Source organism: Flavobacterium sp. W21_SRS_FM6, from assembly GCF_052119645.1.
Lineage (GTDB): Bacteria > Pseudomonadota > Gammaproteobacteria > Enterobacterales > Alteromonadaceae > Paraglaciecola.
This window is the reverse complement of sequence record NZ_JBGQOM010000001.1, coordinates 264774-278611: the sequence shown is the minus strand read 5'-3', so window position 1 is coordinate 278611 and position 13838 is coordinate 264774. Positions and strand designations below refer to the sequence as shown.

Below are 13838 nucleotides of genomic sequence, written 5' to 3'. Positions count from 1 at the left end.
TATACGGCAGTGCGCAATTTTTTCGCAATCTATAGTGGAGTGAAATCAACTGATTTAACAGAGCAAAGTGTGCAGGCTCTATAACCATGTCAGGTATTTAGCGAACGAAGCTTAAACTAGTCAGTCGATTAAACTGTTAAGGGCGGCTCTGAGCGATCAGGAGACAGTCGACGCCGTTCACCATACCTTGTCGAAAGGCTCGGCGATATCCCAAGCCGTCAACTACACACTGAAGCAGTGGGAAGGACTCAATACGTGCATGATGGTCACGCGGCCATCGACAACAACTCGGCGGAGCGTTCACTTAGGCCGATTGCGCTTGGACGTAAGAACTGTCTGTTTGCTGGCTCACCATCTGGCGGGCAGCGTGTGGCTTTGCTGTATTCAATTATTAGCACCCCAATCTAAATGGGGTTAACCCCAGGAAGTATCTCTCGGCGGTATTAAAGCGTCTTGGACAGCATCCCATCAATAAGATTGATGAATTGTTGCCATGGAATATTGACCTAAATATCACCTCAGAAACTGACGCTCTCTAAAACTAGTATCCACTTAAAAATAAGACTCAGCAATATGTAACGGGCGTACGCTTACCAAAAAAGTGCGTCAAACTTTTTCTTTGCCCAGCGCGCCATTAAGCGATTGTTCCCATTTGAAAACGAAACAGTGCATAGTTGTTTGCTACAAGCTAATTGGATATCAATGTCTTTGAATGAGGGTTCGTTAATTAATGAGTCAACTTTAGCTGCAATACTTTGCATGGTTGTACCTCTTGTAATATCGAAGTGACTTTCAATTTTGTTAGTAAGAACGCTAAAGTGTGATATTTGGGACGTACCAAAATTTATAGCCAATGCAACGATATAAAACACGATGGTACCTAGAATGATCTGGCGCAAATCAAATCCCTCTAAAAATTTTGTCACTCTATTTTCCTTAACATTTTACAATGTCTGATATAACCAGCAAAGAATGTTTTACTTTATCAAATTTTTTCGGTAAATAATTTATTTACTGATGAGTAATTAATTTGGTTTTGCAATAAGCTCTTGTGAGATTCTTCGTAAACGGCCTAACCTAACAATGTAATTTCAGTTTATTGGTAATTCACAATAAATCGCTGGGTCTGCTTTCAACTAATTGGGATCGTACACCGGATAGAACATGAACAGCCGCTTTTGGCACAAACTCGACCAAAAGCCGCTTAATCTAGTTGCGCTAGAGTGCACTCAAAGTGACTCAACTCTTAGCCCTTGTTTGTGACCCTATTTGTTCAATCTTTGTACTTTAACGATGTGCTGCGGGGCTAATTGTTGCTTGTCCACTGTACGTTGCAGTCTTCTTTGATTGCAGCCTTTAATAAATCGATTAAAGGTAAAGCACGGTGTGAAAGGCTGACAAAAGACGTCTCGTCGTTTTCGTCTTCAGGTTTTTCTGATTCAGATTGTTGCTCTGTTGCCCCTAGTTCTGCTTCTAGATTTGCCAGCGCTGCTGGGAGATCTTTTGCTAGTATGGCACTAGGAACGGTACCGCTATGTCCCATCATTTTTAGCAATTGTACGGCTATATCGCCAAACATAGTGATGTTGGCACTAACCTGACTCGAAAAAATGACTAACATGATGATTTAACTCCTAAGGCTTACTCAATAAATGTAAGTCGAGTGTACGCTTAATCAAAACCTTTTACTGCAGCTACCTAGCTGATTTTTACTGACTGCGGAAAAGAGAACGTTTTATACAATGAAAAGAGAAAATCTGCCTTTGCTGAAGGGGTTCATTTAACAAGGCAATGTTTGCACATTACACTATTTCAATCGGCTAATTCTAGCAAACCAGCAGGCAGTCGATATTTTCGATATTTTAATGGTTTGCTCTAAAAGCGTTTGCACGAAGTCTTAGTGACTACTCACAAACTGAAAGATAGCTAGGTTAGTAGGCAGGCACTTTTGAAGCACATATTAACTAGACTCGATTCGTTTCTTCTTGTCTTAGCGTTAAAACTTCAAAGCCTGTTTGTGTTACCAAAATTGTATGTTCCCACTGCGAAGAGAGTTTTTTATCAGCAGTGATTACCGTCCAATTATCCTTTTTTGTTTTTGTTTTTGCCTTACCTTGGTTGATCATTGGCTCAATGGTAAATGTCATTCCTTCTTGCAAACAAAGCCCAGTGCCAGGCTTACCAAAATGCAGTATCTGTGGCTCTTCATGCATTTCTCGACCTATTCCATGTCCACAAAATTCTTTGACGACTGAGTAGCCGTTGTTCTCTGCTATTTTCTGTATTGCTGCGCCAATATCACCCAATGTTGCGCCAGGTCTTACTTTTTTGATACCCGCCCACATGGCTTCGTAAGTCGTTTTTACCAGACGTTTTGCCAGCGGATTAACATCGCTCATTAGATACATTTTACTTGAGTCTGCGATAAATCCATTCTTCTCAAGCGTGATGTCCAAATTGATGATATCTCGTGATTTTAATATGGCGGTGTTCCGTGGAACGCCATGACATACAACTTCGTTGACAGATGAATTAAGCGCATATTGATAACCATATTGCCCTACACTTGCTGGTCTTGCATGTAATTTATTGCGAATAAAACTGTCGACTTGGTTGTTGATTTCTAAGGTCGAAATACCTTCTTTCACAAAGTCGTCTAACATGTGAAACACTTCTGCTAACAATCGTCCTGACTCACGCATTAGCGCAATTTCTTTTGGTGTTTTGATATTTACCTGCATGCTATTTCACGACTTTTAGTACTTTATCAACGTTGGCATTTGCTAGTTCGTTCACAATAAGTTCTGAAAAAGTTAGGGTAGGATTGAGCTCAGCTAAACGGCCCATTTTTATCCAAAACTCAGCCTGAGCATTAATTGACCGCGACATAACATGACAGTTTTTGCGTAATTCGTCGTGAATTTCGTCGGATATTTTGATGATTCCCATAGTATATAACCTAGATATGATTTATATATTAACCGTATATCATTTGCTTTTGTTTTACAATCATTTAATACGGCTATATAAGGGAATGCAGCGCTGTTTCTACCTGGCGTATTAAAAACCATAAAGTGAGACAAGCCAGTGATTTACCGTATAGCCTCCTTTCTTTTTAAAGGCTTTTACCGCACTAGTATATTACTAATATTAGCAATTTGAGTGTCTACAACCGGCTAGAACCTTTAAGGCGCTAAGTATGCCATTAACGTTAATGAAGGCTTTGAGGGGGCATCACCGATTGCAGGGTTTGTCAGTGACACGGATCTTCACACTCAGTGAGTAGAAGATCCGCTAGGTAAATAGTCCTTAAAAAGAGGTTAAATAAGCGATAGCTCTACTTCGATATTACCGCGGGTTGCGTTTGAATATGGGCATACTTGGTGTGCCTTATCCACTAAGGCTTGTGCTTGATTTTTGTCCATATCACCTAAAGACACGGCCAGTTTTACTGCAATACCAAAACCGTTCTCGATGCCGCCGATAGATACTTCAGAATTAATATGGGTATTGCTGGGTAAATTGAGTTTTTGTTGGGCCGCCACAAATTTAAGTGCGCCAATAAAACAGGCTGCATAACCTGCGGCAAATAATTGCTCGGGATTAGTGCCTTGACCATCGTCGCCGCCTAACCCTTTTGGTGTAGACAGTTTAACATCTAAGCGACCATCATCCGATTTAGCCATACCTTCGCGTCCGCCGGTTGCAGTCGCTTTTGCGGTATAAGCTACGTTTTGTAATTTGTTCATTGCAAACTCCAATAGTTATTTATTTTGCATGCAAAATAATAGACAAGACGATTCTGTTTGTAAATACTTTGCATGCAAATTAAAATGTGCGCATTATTGTTAAAGCGTTGTTTTTCAACCCAGCCTGTTGGAGCTCTACTGTGGCATTTGAACAATTACAGTTAAAAAACCAGTTATGTCATCGCTTGTACATGGCGTCGAACAGTATTGCTCGTGCCTACCGAGAACCACTAGCTGCAATAAACCTAACTTACCCCCAATACGTGGTCATGATGGCCCTCTGGCAGCAAGACCAGATCACTATTGCACAATTGATTCAAACGACGTCCATTGATGGCGGGGCGATGACGCAGATACTGAAAAAAATGGAAGATAAGGCTTTGCTTACTATCGTCAAAGATCAAGACGATAAACGTAAACGTCTGGTAAAACTAACTCTTCAGGGGCAAGGGTTGAAGGTGGACGCTGCTGAAGTCCCTAAACAAATAATGTGCAAATTTAGCCAAGTTGATGCTGCCCAGCTTGGGCAGTTAATGCAGTTATTAGATTTAGTTGTGGGCGATTTAAACGAGAATTAGCGTGGCTAAAGTAGGAGAGGGTGATGACGCTGGTTTAGGTGTCCCTCTCACAGTAAATAGAGAGAGGGAACATAGCAAGGGTGTGATTTAACCCATTGAAGCCATGACTTTACCAACATTTTCCATCACTTCGGCTAATTCCTTACTCGGGCTAAAATCAATAAACTTAAGGTCTTCATCCACAATAGCGGTATGACCAGGATGAGCATAAAATACGTCGCCCTCTGTAAAAGTCTCTTCTTTTCCATCATCATAGATAAAGCGAAAGGTACCTTCAAAAATGTAACCCCAATGCGGGCAATGGCAACTGTCGTTATTCAGCCCTACTAACAAGGGGGTAAAATCGGTGCCTTTTGGGAGTTCATGAAATACAACCGTCATTTCTCCTAATCCTGACAATGAGCGCATGATCATGCCTGGCGCCTCCATTACAACGGGTATGTTTTCTTTCTTTACTTTCATTAGATTCCTTCCTTTAAATAAGCGTAAAACCTGGGTTTTCAGAGAATGCTTACCAAAGTTTGCAAACGCTTTGCTTGTCAAACTGCGGACTCTTGATAAAAAAGTATAGAAGACTAATTGGAATAAACGCGCTTTGTTCAGTTAACATGTCGATGCCAGTTAATAAAAAGGCTCAAGCGCTTACTATTGCGGATTTTCTGAGATTACCCTTTGGGCTTGCTACCCACTATACAACTTAAGCAACTTCTACTTTATTCCGTCCTGCGCTTTTCGCTGCGTACAAGGCTTTGTCGGCTTTTAACAATAGCTCTGACAAGCTGTGTTCATTTTGATAACTCACCACACCTGCACTGGCGGTTAGTGTTAATCCGCTTGAAATTAATGACCAATCATATTGCTCGATACGACGCAGGAGTCGATTAGCAATATCCTGCGCCACGTGAATATCGCTGTTGGGTAAAACAATAATAAATTCTTCTCCGCCAACCCGACCCACTAAGTCGTCTTTGCGGATCAGGTCAGAGGCAATACTCGCAAGATGAATGAGGACCTTGTCGCCAATATCATGGCCAAATTTATCGTTAACCCCTTTGAAATGGTCAGCATCAAACGAGATCAGCGAAAAGGCTTTATGGTGCTTTTGACTAAGGGCAAACCATTGCTCAGCCTGCATGTAGGCTTCTCGGCGATTGGCTATTTGGGTTAGCTCGTCGGTAAAGGCAAGTTTTTTGAATTGGTGTTTACCGTGGCGCTGTTTATAAGCAAATATGGATACCAATATAAGAATAACCCCCACCAGTGCAATGATAATAATTTGCATGGTTTGGTTACGCTGCGACAAAATTAACTGGGTTTCTTTATCTTTGGCGCGTTGTAATAACAAGCTATTTTCATGTTTGATTCTATCGGTATCAAAGCGCGTTTGCAGTTCAGCGTTAAGTTTGGTTAATACTGTTTTGTCTTGTGCTAAATGTAGCTCAAGATGATCATGCAGGGCAAAATAGGCGTCTTGCCAGTTTTCACTCGCAGCATATACATCGCTTCTTAACTCTTGTACCTGAATCAAACCCCGTTGATTTTTATCAATTTGAAACGCGTTTTCAGCCTTCTGCAGGGCCTCCAAACTGGCGGGGTAATGGTTTAACTTAAGCTGAGCATTGGCCAAATATAACTGCAAAAAACTGTAAGGCGCGTTGTAGTCGGGAGTAATTACAGTTGCCGCTTGTTGTAACAGACTTAATGCTTGCTGGTATTGCCCTAAGGTAATCAGGTTATTAGCGATATTCATGCTCATATCGGCCGCCATGACGGGCTGGCTACCACTAAAAAACTGCTGGCTGCTTTGATAACGCTGATTGGCTTCTTCTAATTGGCCCAATTGCTCCAAGCTGGAGGCTATTTGAATATTAACGTAATTGGCTTCAGCCTGATTACCTTGTTTTGCGTAGATATCGGCTAATTGTAATTGGTATTTTAAGGCGGTTTTTGCATCACCAAAGCGCCGATAACTTGCAGCTAATTCACCCAAATTAATGTTGGCCCAATAGCTGAGGTTTTGTGACTCATAGTATTCTTGCGCTGCGAGTAAGTCTTCTAGTGACGCGGAGTAGTTACCTTGATACGAATGTAAAGCGCCCCGTTGACTGCGCCCATGAGCAATCAGAAGTGGCGCTTCAATATCGTAAGCTTGATTAATTGCCTGTGTAAGATCTTGAAGGGTCGTTGCCACTTGGCCAAGATAACGTTGATAGGCCGTTTTACATATTGTGAGATCAATGGTGGTAGGGGAGGGTGCTTCTGCACTAAATCTAACAAGTTGTTTGTCGGCATAAGCAATCGCTGCGCTGATTTGTTCGTTAGTGTCGGTTTTTTGGTTCCAGCATCTTAGGCGTATTAATTCTTTTTGACGGGCTAAATCATCACTGGTAAGTAGGTTTTCTAACTCGTGTAATAAACTATTTGTCTGCTGTGCTGAAGCAGGTTTATTGGTTTTAAACAAGGAAATAATGCTATCAGCGCGGTCGTTTTCATTTGCATTGGCCACAGAGCCGATAAAAAAATGTGTGCATAACAGCACAATATAAAAAGTGACAACGTGCTGTTTTAACAACAAATAATGAGACATGGAATAGACGTTACTTTAAGTAGTTAGCGCGCTTGCAAGGGCGCTAATGATACCTAAGGTAGCACCGTAAGGTAAGGGTGAGTGCGCATTAAATGTTGGTCAGCTATCAGTGACGACGGTCATTGTCTCTGCCTTAGGTGACCACAACAGAGGTCATTTACTTTATGGGGTAAAACAACTCAAGGGGCGACTCCCAGCACAGAGTCAATGCCTCGGCTTGATACATTAATCTGCAAAGCAGGCCATTGTTGGGCTCGTCAAAATGGCGATATTGTAATAAAGCTTGTGATTTATTGCGCTGGTAGAGCGCAGCAAAATGTCTTAACTCCACAGAATGTACGAGGGCCACATAATTAGCGTGTAACCAGCTAAAAGCTCCAATGCACCATGGATCTTGATTGGCCTTAACGCTTAAGGTCGGTATTTCGCCTGCTGGGCTTTTGATACATAAACGATTATTGTTAAGTTCTAAGTAAAAGGCTGACATTGCCGGTAGTTCATCGCTTTGCATCACCTTCGCTAAACGGTTCAGTAACTGCCTGGTTTCAAGAACCATGTACTCATCGGTTTGTGCCAAATAATGAGCGGGCTTAACGCCACTGGCTAATGCTAGCTGGGGCATCAAAGAAGGCAATATGTCAGCGCGACCAGTGGTAATTTGGTTCAACCTAAGGTTATTAGGCAGCAAGGCGCTGTTCACTAAAATGGGCGCAAAAGAAGTGGTATTTAGCACAGTTAACTCAATGACTAGAATGACTGAGTTAGCTTTAGCAGAGTTTATGCCATTGAGGTTATTGTTATTCTAATCAATGGCTTACTTGTTTTGTGATACCGTAACTTTAGGCATATTTACGATGCGTCAGAAATATGGCGAGCTTATAGCAATTAGCTAAGCTCGCCTGTTTTAATGAATTGTTCTAATTGCTGAGTGTAAGGCGCTAAATCGAGTCGCTGCTGGGCAACCCATTCATCGTTGTAATAGGTGTTGAGATAACGTTCGCCAGAATCACAAATCATGCTGACCACACTGCCTTGTTGTTTGTTTTTGATCATTTGCGCAATGAGTTTCAGCGCTCCGTAAACGTTGGTACCCGTGGAACCGCCACATTTACGGCCTAAAATGCTCTCAAGCCAACGCATGGTCGCGATAGATGCCGCATCAGGCACGTGGATCATTTGATCAATAACATCGGGTAAAAATGACGGCTCGACTCGCGGCCTGCCAATGCCTTCTATACGCGACCCTTTACCACTTGTCAGCGTCACGTCACGGTGTTGAAAATAGTCATAAAATACGGAGTTATCAGGGTCAACCACGGCTAATTGTGTGTGCAGGTGTAACTCTGGGTTGTAACGCAAATAGCGACCAATAGTCGCTGAAGTGCCGCCAGTACCAGCACTTACTACAATCCAACTGGGTATTTTATGGGGCTCTAAAGCCATTTGGGCAAAAATGCTGTCAGCAATATTGTTATTGCCTCGCCAATCGGTGGCACGTTCAGCATTGGTAAACTGATCCATATAATGGCCGTTCAGCTCAGTCGCGAGTTGCTGCGCCCTGATGTAGATTTCACTGGGCTCTACTTTACAGCATTCACCACCATAAAATTCAATCTGCTTAATCTTTTCACTGGCGGTACTCTTGGGCACTACAGCAATAAAACGCAAGCCTAATAAACGCGCAAAATACGCTTCTGAAATGGCAGTACTGCCAGAGGATGATTCAATGATCGTAGAGTCTTGATTGATCAAACCATTACACAAACCATACAAAAACAACGAACGGGCTAATCGGTGTTTTAAACTGCCAGTAGGATGAGTAGACTCATCTTTTAAATACAACGACACGCCACTAAAACAAGGCAAATCGACCTTAATTAAATGGGTATCTGATGACCGGTTAAAATCAGCGTTGATGATGCCAATTGCTTTGGCTAACCACTCTTTTTTAGTATTAATAAGGCTCATTCTATACCTGTGGATTGTGAGCATGTGCCCTTAGTTAAATGTGCGCGGGCAATAATGCCGGGTTTACTCAGCAAACTTGATGGGTAAACAGCGCTGTTAAATAGCCTTTGCAAAATAAGTTTCACTGCGTGTCAGTGCCGCAATATGCTGAATGTAACTTAAGGTATTAGCCGTAAACACGACACCTTTTACCATACTCAAATTACGTAATATCGGGAAAGTGAGGATGTCATCCATGCTCAACACCGCACTGATTGAAAAAGAGGGAAGGGTGGCCAGTACTTGGTTAACAATCTCGATGTGTTTTTCTGACATCATCATGGCTTGTGCAAATGACATCTCAATCATCTTTTCTTTTTTAGCTTGAAAATAGTCACAGGCAGATTGCGTGGCAAATTCTGGTAAACCGATAAGGATAGTGCGTGGATACGTCAATATGCGGGTAGAGGTTTTAATTGCAGCAAACATTGCGTCTATTTCATCACCCGTGGCCTTAGGTGCAATGACTTTACTGGTATCACCTACTTCGTCTAATTTAGCTACAATGTCTAAACTCTCGCCCATGGCAGTGCCGTTATCTAACTGTAAAATAGGCACCATCTTGGCATTCACCAAGTCGTAACAGCTTTGTTCATCATCATTCAGTAAATACACTTTTTCATGTTGAACATTTTTATAGTTGGCCACCATGTCAGCGCGAACGCAATAGGGGCAATGATGATATTGATACAACTTCATGATGGTCGTTTCCTAGTCTCTGTTTAGCACTTCGATTAAATCAATTTCAAACTGTAGGTTGGCATTGGCAGGTATCATCTCACCAACTTGTCTTTCACCATAAGCTAAATGGGCCGGTATCCATAACTGACGTTTACCGCCTGCTTGCATGCCTTGTAAGCCCAACACCCAACCTTGAATCACCCGTTTATTGCTTAATACGGTTTGAAAGGGGGCGTCGTTTTTATAAGACGAATCAAATTCGGTGCCGTCTTCTAACCAGCCGCGGTAATGGGCCGTGATTAAGGCGCCGCGTTTTACTGCGGCCCCTGTCCCTACTTTGATGTCATCAATTTTGACTGCGTTTTCCATAATGCTGCTACTTTGTTAACGTAAAACGATCAGCGGGCTAGTGCTGCGCTCTATCATGCCAATGGTATTGCTGCCCAAAAACAACTGGCGAATTTTAGAGTGGGCAAAGGCGCCCATAACCAACAAGTCGATAGCGTTTTGTTGTTGATAGCTAAGTAGTGACTCAACGATATTGCCTTCGAGTAAGGTCGCCGTCACCGTAAAACCTTGGCTTTTTAACTTCGCCTCTGCGCCAGCAAGCTTTTCGGCTTGGGCTGACTCATTATTTTTTACCATGACTAGGTGACACGCTAAGCTATTGAGCAAGCCGCCGCTGATAATCTTATCAATGGCTTTGTCGGCGGTTTCACGGCCATCGTAGGCCAGCATGAAATTTTTCGGCGCGCTGAAAGTACTCGGTACTATCACCAAAGGTGTATGTACACTGCGGATCAATGACTCGATGTGCGAACCGAGTACTTTAAACTTTGCTTTAGTACCAGCGCTTTCATGGCCTTCACCACTGCGGCCCACAATCACCAAACGTGCTTCAGTTTCTAGCTCACTAATCGCATCTATCACATCGCCATGACGTTGTTTTTGTTCAATATCCACGATGCCTAAACGGGCCACGTGGTCAGCGGCCGCAGCTAACATTTCTTTGCCATGACTCAGTGCTAACTTGCCTCGTTGTGCGTCAAGTGCTGCCATTTCTTTTAATAAACTGCTGCGCGCGCCTAAACCAATGGCGCCGGTTAAATCATCGGCGCCGTGTTGCTGCGGGCGCTCAATAGTATGCAAAAATAGAATGGGTTGGGTTAATTGCTTTGCTGACCACGCGGCGGCTTCACAAATGGCACTGGTTACTACCGAGCCATCGATACAGGCTATTATTTTATTCATATTATTCTCCTTAGTGGCCGCCCATGAGTTTTTCAACTTCGGCTGCGTCGTTGTGCACACCAAACTTGTCAACAACTGTGGCGGTAGCATCGTTCATGCCGATTAACTCAACAGAGGCGCCTTCACGACGGAATTTAATCACCACTTTGTCTAGTGCCGATACCGATGTGATATCCCAAAAGTGGGCCTGAGATAAATCTATTTTGATCCTTTCGACAGCTTCTTTAAAGTCAAAAGAGGCAACAAATTGCTCAGAAGAAGCAAAAAATACTTGGCCAATAACCTGGTAAGTGCGCTCGTCGCTCTGCTCAGTATTGTCAGATTTAACCACCATAAAACGGCCGATTTTATTGGCGAAAAACAGGGTAGCCAACAGCACACCCACCATGACGCCTAAGGCCAAGTTATGGGTAAATACCACTACAATGACCGTTGCTATCATCACAATACTTGAAGATAAGGGGTTTTTGTTAAGATCAGTAATCGAGGTCCAAGAAAACGTACCAATCGATACCATGATCATTACCGCGACCAAAGCGGCCATGGGAATTTGCTTAATCCACTGGTCTAAAAACACCACCATGATAATTAAAAATAAACCTGCCACAAAGGTCGATAAGCGGCCGCGGCCACCTGATTTAACGTTGATAATGGATTGACCAATCATGGCACAGCCGGCCATACCACCTAGTAAACCAGCACCAATGTTAGCCATACCTTGACCCTTACACTCTTGATTACGATCACTGGTGGTATCGGTTAAATCATCGACGATGGTTTCTGTCATCATTGACTCCAGCAACCCCACAACCGCTAACCCGATAGAGTAGGGCAAGATAATCATTAAGGTTTCTGTATTAAGCGGCACGTCTGGCCACAAGAAAATAGGTAATGTGTCGGGTAGCTCACCCATATCGCCCACGGTACGAATATCTAGGCCAACCATCATGGCCACTGCGGTTAATACCACAATACACACCAGAGGAGAGGGGATGCTTTTACCGATAACAGGTAAATAAGGAAACAAATAAATAATGCCTAAACCAGCAGCAGTCATGGCATATACATGCCACGTCACGTCAGTTAATTCAGGTAATTGGGCCATAAAAATTAAAATAGCCAAGGCATTTACAAAACCAGTCACTACTGAGCGCGAAACAAAGCGCATCAAACTGCCGAGCTTTAAGTAGCCCGCGAGAATTTGCAGTAAACCGGTGAGTAAGGTCGCGGCCAACAAATATTCCAAGCCATGTTCTTTTACCAAGGTAACCATTAATAAGGCCATCGCGCCCGTTGCCGCAGAAATCATGCCCGGACGACCACCGACAAAAGCAATAATCACCGCGATACAAAAAGAGGCATACAAACCTACTTTAGGATCAACACCAGCAATAATTGAAAAAGCAATTGCTTCAGGAATCAAGGCCAAAGCCACAACGGTTCCTGCAAGTAAATCGCCTCGTACATTTGAGAACCACTCTTGTTTATATTTTTCGAACATGATCTACCTTGTTTTATCCAACATAGTTGAGCCTACCGCGGTATCTGATTGATATAACGTGAGGCTGTAATAAAATTCAAATTAAAAATTTACCGAGCAAGGTTCACAGTGAACAAGTCGGGATGAAGACGACACACACTGCAAGCTCAAAACAAGGAGTGTGGTAATTGCATGTCAAAATCACGGTTTTAATGAATCAACTTGACGCGTAGTTTACTTGATTGTGCACAGGCATTGAAGGGTCAAAACAATATCACTGACCTTTGTTAACCATGTTTGACGCAATTTGGGTGGCAAGCGCATACATGGGGGCAACAGGGCCAACCTTAAAACCCTATTTTGACGCCTGTTGCAAAATCATAAAGTGAAACATAGTCGTTCGTATTGGACCGTCATTTTCTTTGTGAAATTGTGTATGGATTTACTGTCGCTTGGGGGCGTTCAATAAGAGTAGAACACCGACACATGTGGTATTTCGACTGCTAAGTTTTGCGCAAATATAAAAAAGGGCTTCTAAAAGAGAAACGTAAAGATAGTATAAATAATTTGCCTATGTACAATAGGACAATTGCCGTGTTTAATCACCCCAATTAGTCGACTAATAAATTGTTATGTTTCAAGGAAATATTAGAGGTCAAGGTTGATTCCATTTAAACCAAATCCCCATTTTTATTGGCTATTGTTAGGTTGCTGTATTATTTTTGCTTTCTTGCGGCCAGAAGGTGCATTAGTAAGCTTGCTATGGTTTTTCTTCGCATACTTCTATGTTTTCAACAAAATTTGCTTAAAAGTGGTGGGTAAAAAGTTTTTTATTCCAAGCCGGTATATGAAAAAAGAAGAGTCACATATTTTTGGACTGGTGCTATTTTTTCCCTATATTATTTGTGTAGGTTATTCGACTTTCTTACTAAAGGAACTAGTCGCTCAATTAAAAATGGTTGTATTAACATGAAACATACAAGGCTTTAGTTGCTGCGAAAGCTTGGGCCTCACTTTACTTAAAACTGAAATGGATTAAGCATGAATTTAAGGAAAGATTATCCATACAAGTGCATCATGGTGGGAATTTTACTCGCTGAAAAAGCGCTTCTAAAACCGCTATATGTAAAGCGTTAGGTTAACAAAGGAAGTTAGGATGAAATGCCCACACTGTGAAAAAAAAGTAAGTGTATTTTCTAAGGCTGTTAATGGTTTTAGTAAAACTAAGTTTTGTCCACACTGCTCTAAAGGAGTAAAACCTTTTCTCAATTTAAAAATTGCAGCAATATTGTTCATTCCCTTTTTTTTAATGTCACTTTTATTTTTAAAGCCGTTATTTATATCATATGGATTAAGTGGTTCAATTTCTACAGGCATCACAACAGGGCTTTTAATCATGTTATCTATGCGCTTAAAGAAGATAAGTTAACCTAACAAGAATTTAAAGCGGGACTGCTATCAGTTTCGCTTCGCTGCACATTTTAGCAAGCTATTATCACCCTCTA

Annotated in this window: 15 protein-coding genes and 1 pseudogene; 2 read left to right on the top strand and 14 right to left on the bottom strand. The window is 42.1% G+C overall.

Going from position 1 to position 13838, the window contains the following annotated elements:
• Positions 1-184: 184 nt before the first annotated feature.
• A pseudogene (locus tag ACEN2L_RS01210) lies at positions 185-539 on the top strand (IS66 family transposase); the annotation flags it as partial.
• 51 nt (positions 540-590) lie between these two features.
• On the opposite strand, the gene ACEN2L_RS01205 reads toward ACEN2L_RS01210, so the two are convergent.
• The 5 genes from ACEN2L_RS01205 to ACEN2L_RS01185 all read right to left on the bottom strand — a co-directional run bounded on the left by ACEN2L_RS01205 (position 591) and on the right by ACEN2L_RS01185 (position 3749).
• Positions 591-926: a hypothetical protein gene (locus tag ACEN2L_RS01205; RefSeq protein ID WP_441741410.1), complete on the bottom strand. Its 336-nt coding sequence runs from the start codon at positions 924-926 to the stop codon at positions 591-593.
• Positions 927-1306: 380 nt separating this feature from the next.
• Positions 1307-1621 (bottom strand): DUF1840 domain-containing protein, encoded by a 315-nt coding sequence (locus ACEN2L_RS01200; protein WP_441741409.1) that lies wholly within the window; start codon positions 1619-1621, stop codon positions 1307-1309.
• A 343-nt stretch (positions 1622-1964) separates the two neighbouring features.
• Positions 1965-2741 carry a type I methionyl aminopeptidase gene (gene map / locus ACEN2L_RS01195; protein ID WP_441741408.1) on the bottom strand — a complete coding sequence of 259 codons (777 nt, stop codon included), beginning with the start codon at positions 2739-2741 and terminating at the stop codon, positions 1965-1967.
• 1 nt (position 2742) lies between these two features.
• Positions 2743-2949, bottom strand: coding sequence for a ParD-like family protein (locus tag ACEN2L_RS01190; RefSeq protein ID WP_306022450.1), 207 nt, complete (start codon positions 2947-2949; stop codon positions 2743-2745).
• 371 nt (positions 2950-3320) lie between these two features.
• Entirely contained in the window at positions 3321-3749 is a 429-nt protein-coding gene (locus ACEN2L_RS01185; RefSeq protein WP_441741407.1) for an organic hydroperoxide resistance protein, read from the bottom strand.
• Between the two features lie 140 nt (positions 3750-3889).
• Here ACEN2L_RS01185 and ACEN2L_RS01180 point away from each other — a divergent pair, with 140 nt between their 5' ends.
• On the top strand, positions 3890-4327 hold the full coding sequence (locus ACEN2L_RS01180; protein ID WP_441741406.1) for a MarR family winged helix-turn-helix transcriptional regulator: 438 nt from the start codon (positions 3890-3892) through the stop codon (positions 4325-4327).
• A gap of 87 nt (positions 4328-4414) precedes the next feature.
• Here the strand turns inward: ACEN2L_RS01180 and ACEN2L_RS01175 are convergent, their stop codons facing one another.
• From ACEN2L_RS01175 to ACEN2L_RS01135, 9 genes are all read right to left on the bottom strand, one after another.
• Positions 4415-4789: a hypothetical protein gene (locus tag ACEN2L_RS01175; protein ID WP_306023060.1), complete on the bottom strand. Its 375-nt coding sequence runs from the start codon at positions 4787-4789 to the stop codon at positions 4415-4417.
• Positions 4790-5024: 235 nt separating this feature from the next.
• Positions 5025-6914 (bottom strand): diguanylate cyclase, encoded by a 1890-nt coding sequence (locus ACEN2L_RS01170; RefSeq protein WP_441741405.1) that lies wholly within the window; start codon positions 6912-6914, stop codon positions 5025-5027.
• 157 nt (positions 6915-7071) lie between these two features.
• Positions 7072-7647 (bottom strand): hypothetical protein, encoded by a 576-nt coding sequence (locus ACEN2L_RS01165; protein WP_441741404.1) that lies wholly within the window; start codon positions 7645-7647, stop codon positions 7072-7074.
• A 152-nt stretch (positions 7648-7799) separates the two neighbouring features.
• Positions 7800-8882 (bottom strand): PLP-dependent cysteine synthase family protein, encoded by a 1083-nt coding sequence (locus ACEN2L_RS01160; protein ID WP_441741403.1) that lies wholly within the window; start codon positions 8880-8882, stop codon positions 7800-7802.
• Between the two features lie 96 nt (positions 8883-8978).
• A complete protein-coding gene (gene grxB, locus ACEN2L_RS01155) occupies positions 8979-9620 on the bottom strand; it encodes a glutaredoxin 2 (protein WP_306023056.1) in 642 nt (213 codons plus the stop codon).
• A 12-nt stretch (positions 9621-9632) separates the two neighbouring features.
• Positions 9633-9971 carry an FKBP-type peptidyl-prolyl cis-trans isomerase gene (locus ACEN2L_RS01150; RefSeq protein WP_441741402.1) on the bottom strand — a complete coding sequence of 113 codons (339 nt, stop codon included), beginning with the start codon at positions 9969-9971 and terminating at the stop codon, positions 9633-9635.
• Between the two features lie 15 nt (positions 9972-9986).
• A complete protein-coding gene (locus ACEN2L_RS01145) occupies positions 9987-10853 on the bottom strand; it encodes a universal stress protein (protein ID WP_441741401.1) in 867 nt (288 codons plus the stop codon).
• 10 nt (positions 10854-10863) lie between these two features.
• Entirely contained in the window at positions 10864-12354 is a 1491-nt protein-coding gene (locus tag ACEN2L_RS01140) for a SulP family inorganic anion transporter (protein WP_306023053.1), read from the bottom strand.
• A gap of 1098 nt (positions 12355-13452) precedes the next feature.
• Positions 13453-13731: a hypothetical protein gene (locus ACEN2L_RS01135; RefSeq protein ID WP_441741400.1), complete on the bottom strand. Its 279-nt coding sequence runs from the start codon at positions 13729-13731 to the stop codon at positions 13453-13455.
• Positions 13732-13838 lie beyond the last annotated feature (107 nt).

Excerpts from the sequence above, each read along its gene's own strand:
- ACEN2L_RS01150 (WP_441741402.1), bottom strand. The coding sequence starts at position 9,971 with ATGGAAAACGCAGTCAAAATTGATGACATCAAAGTAGGGACAGGGGCC.
- ACEN2L_RS01145 (WP_441741401.1), bottom strand. The coding sequence starts at position 10,853 with ATGAATAAAATAATAGCCTGTATCGATGGCTCGGTAGTAACCAGTGCC.
- ACEN2L_RS01135 (WP_441741400.1), bottom strand. The coding sequence starts at position 13,731 with ATGATTAAAAGCCCTGTTGTGATGCCTGTAGAAATTGAACCACTTAAT.
- ACEN2L_RS01140 (WP_306023053.1), bottom strand. The coding sequence starts at position 12,354 with ATGTTCGAAAAATATAAACAAGAGTGGTTCTCAAATGTACGAGGCGAT.
- ACEN2L_RS01190 (WP_306022450.1), bottom strand. The coding sequence starts at position 2,949 with ATGGGAATCATCAAAATATCCGACGAAATTCACGACGAATTACGCAAA.
- ACEN2L_RS01185 (WP_441741407.1), bottom strand. The coding sequence starts at position 3,749 with ATGAACAAATTACAAAACGTAGCTTATACCGCAAAAGCGACTGCAACC.
- map (WP_441741408.1), bottom strand. The coding sequence starts at position 2,741 with ATGCAGGTAAATATCAAAACACCAAAAGAAATTGCGCTAATGCGTGAG.
- ACEN2L_RS01160 (WP_441741403.1), bottom strand. The coding sequence starts at position 8,882 with ATGAGCCTTATTAATACTAAAAAAGAGTGGTTAGCCAAAGCAATTGGC.
- grxB (WP_306023056.1), bottom strand. The coding sequence starts at position 9,620 with ATGAAGTTGTATCAATATCATCATTGCCCCTATTGCGTTCGCGCTGAC.
- ACEN2L_RS01200 (WP_441741409.1), bottom strand. The coding sequence starts at position 1,621 with ATGTTAGTCATTTTTTCGAGTCAGGTTAGTGCCAACATCACTATGTTT.
- ACEN2L_RS01170 (WP_441741405.1), bottom strand. The coding sequence starts at position 6,914 with ATGTCTCATTATTTGTTGTTAAAACAGCACGTTGTCACTTTTTATATT.
- ACEN2L_RS01175 (WP_306023060.1), bottom strand. The coding sequence starts at position 4,789 with ATGAAAGTAAAGAAAGAAAACATACCCGTTGTAATGGAGGCGCCAGGC.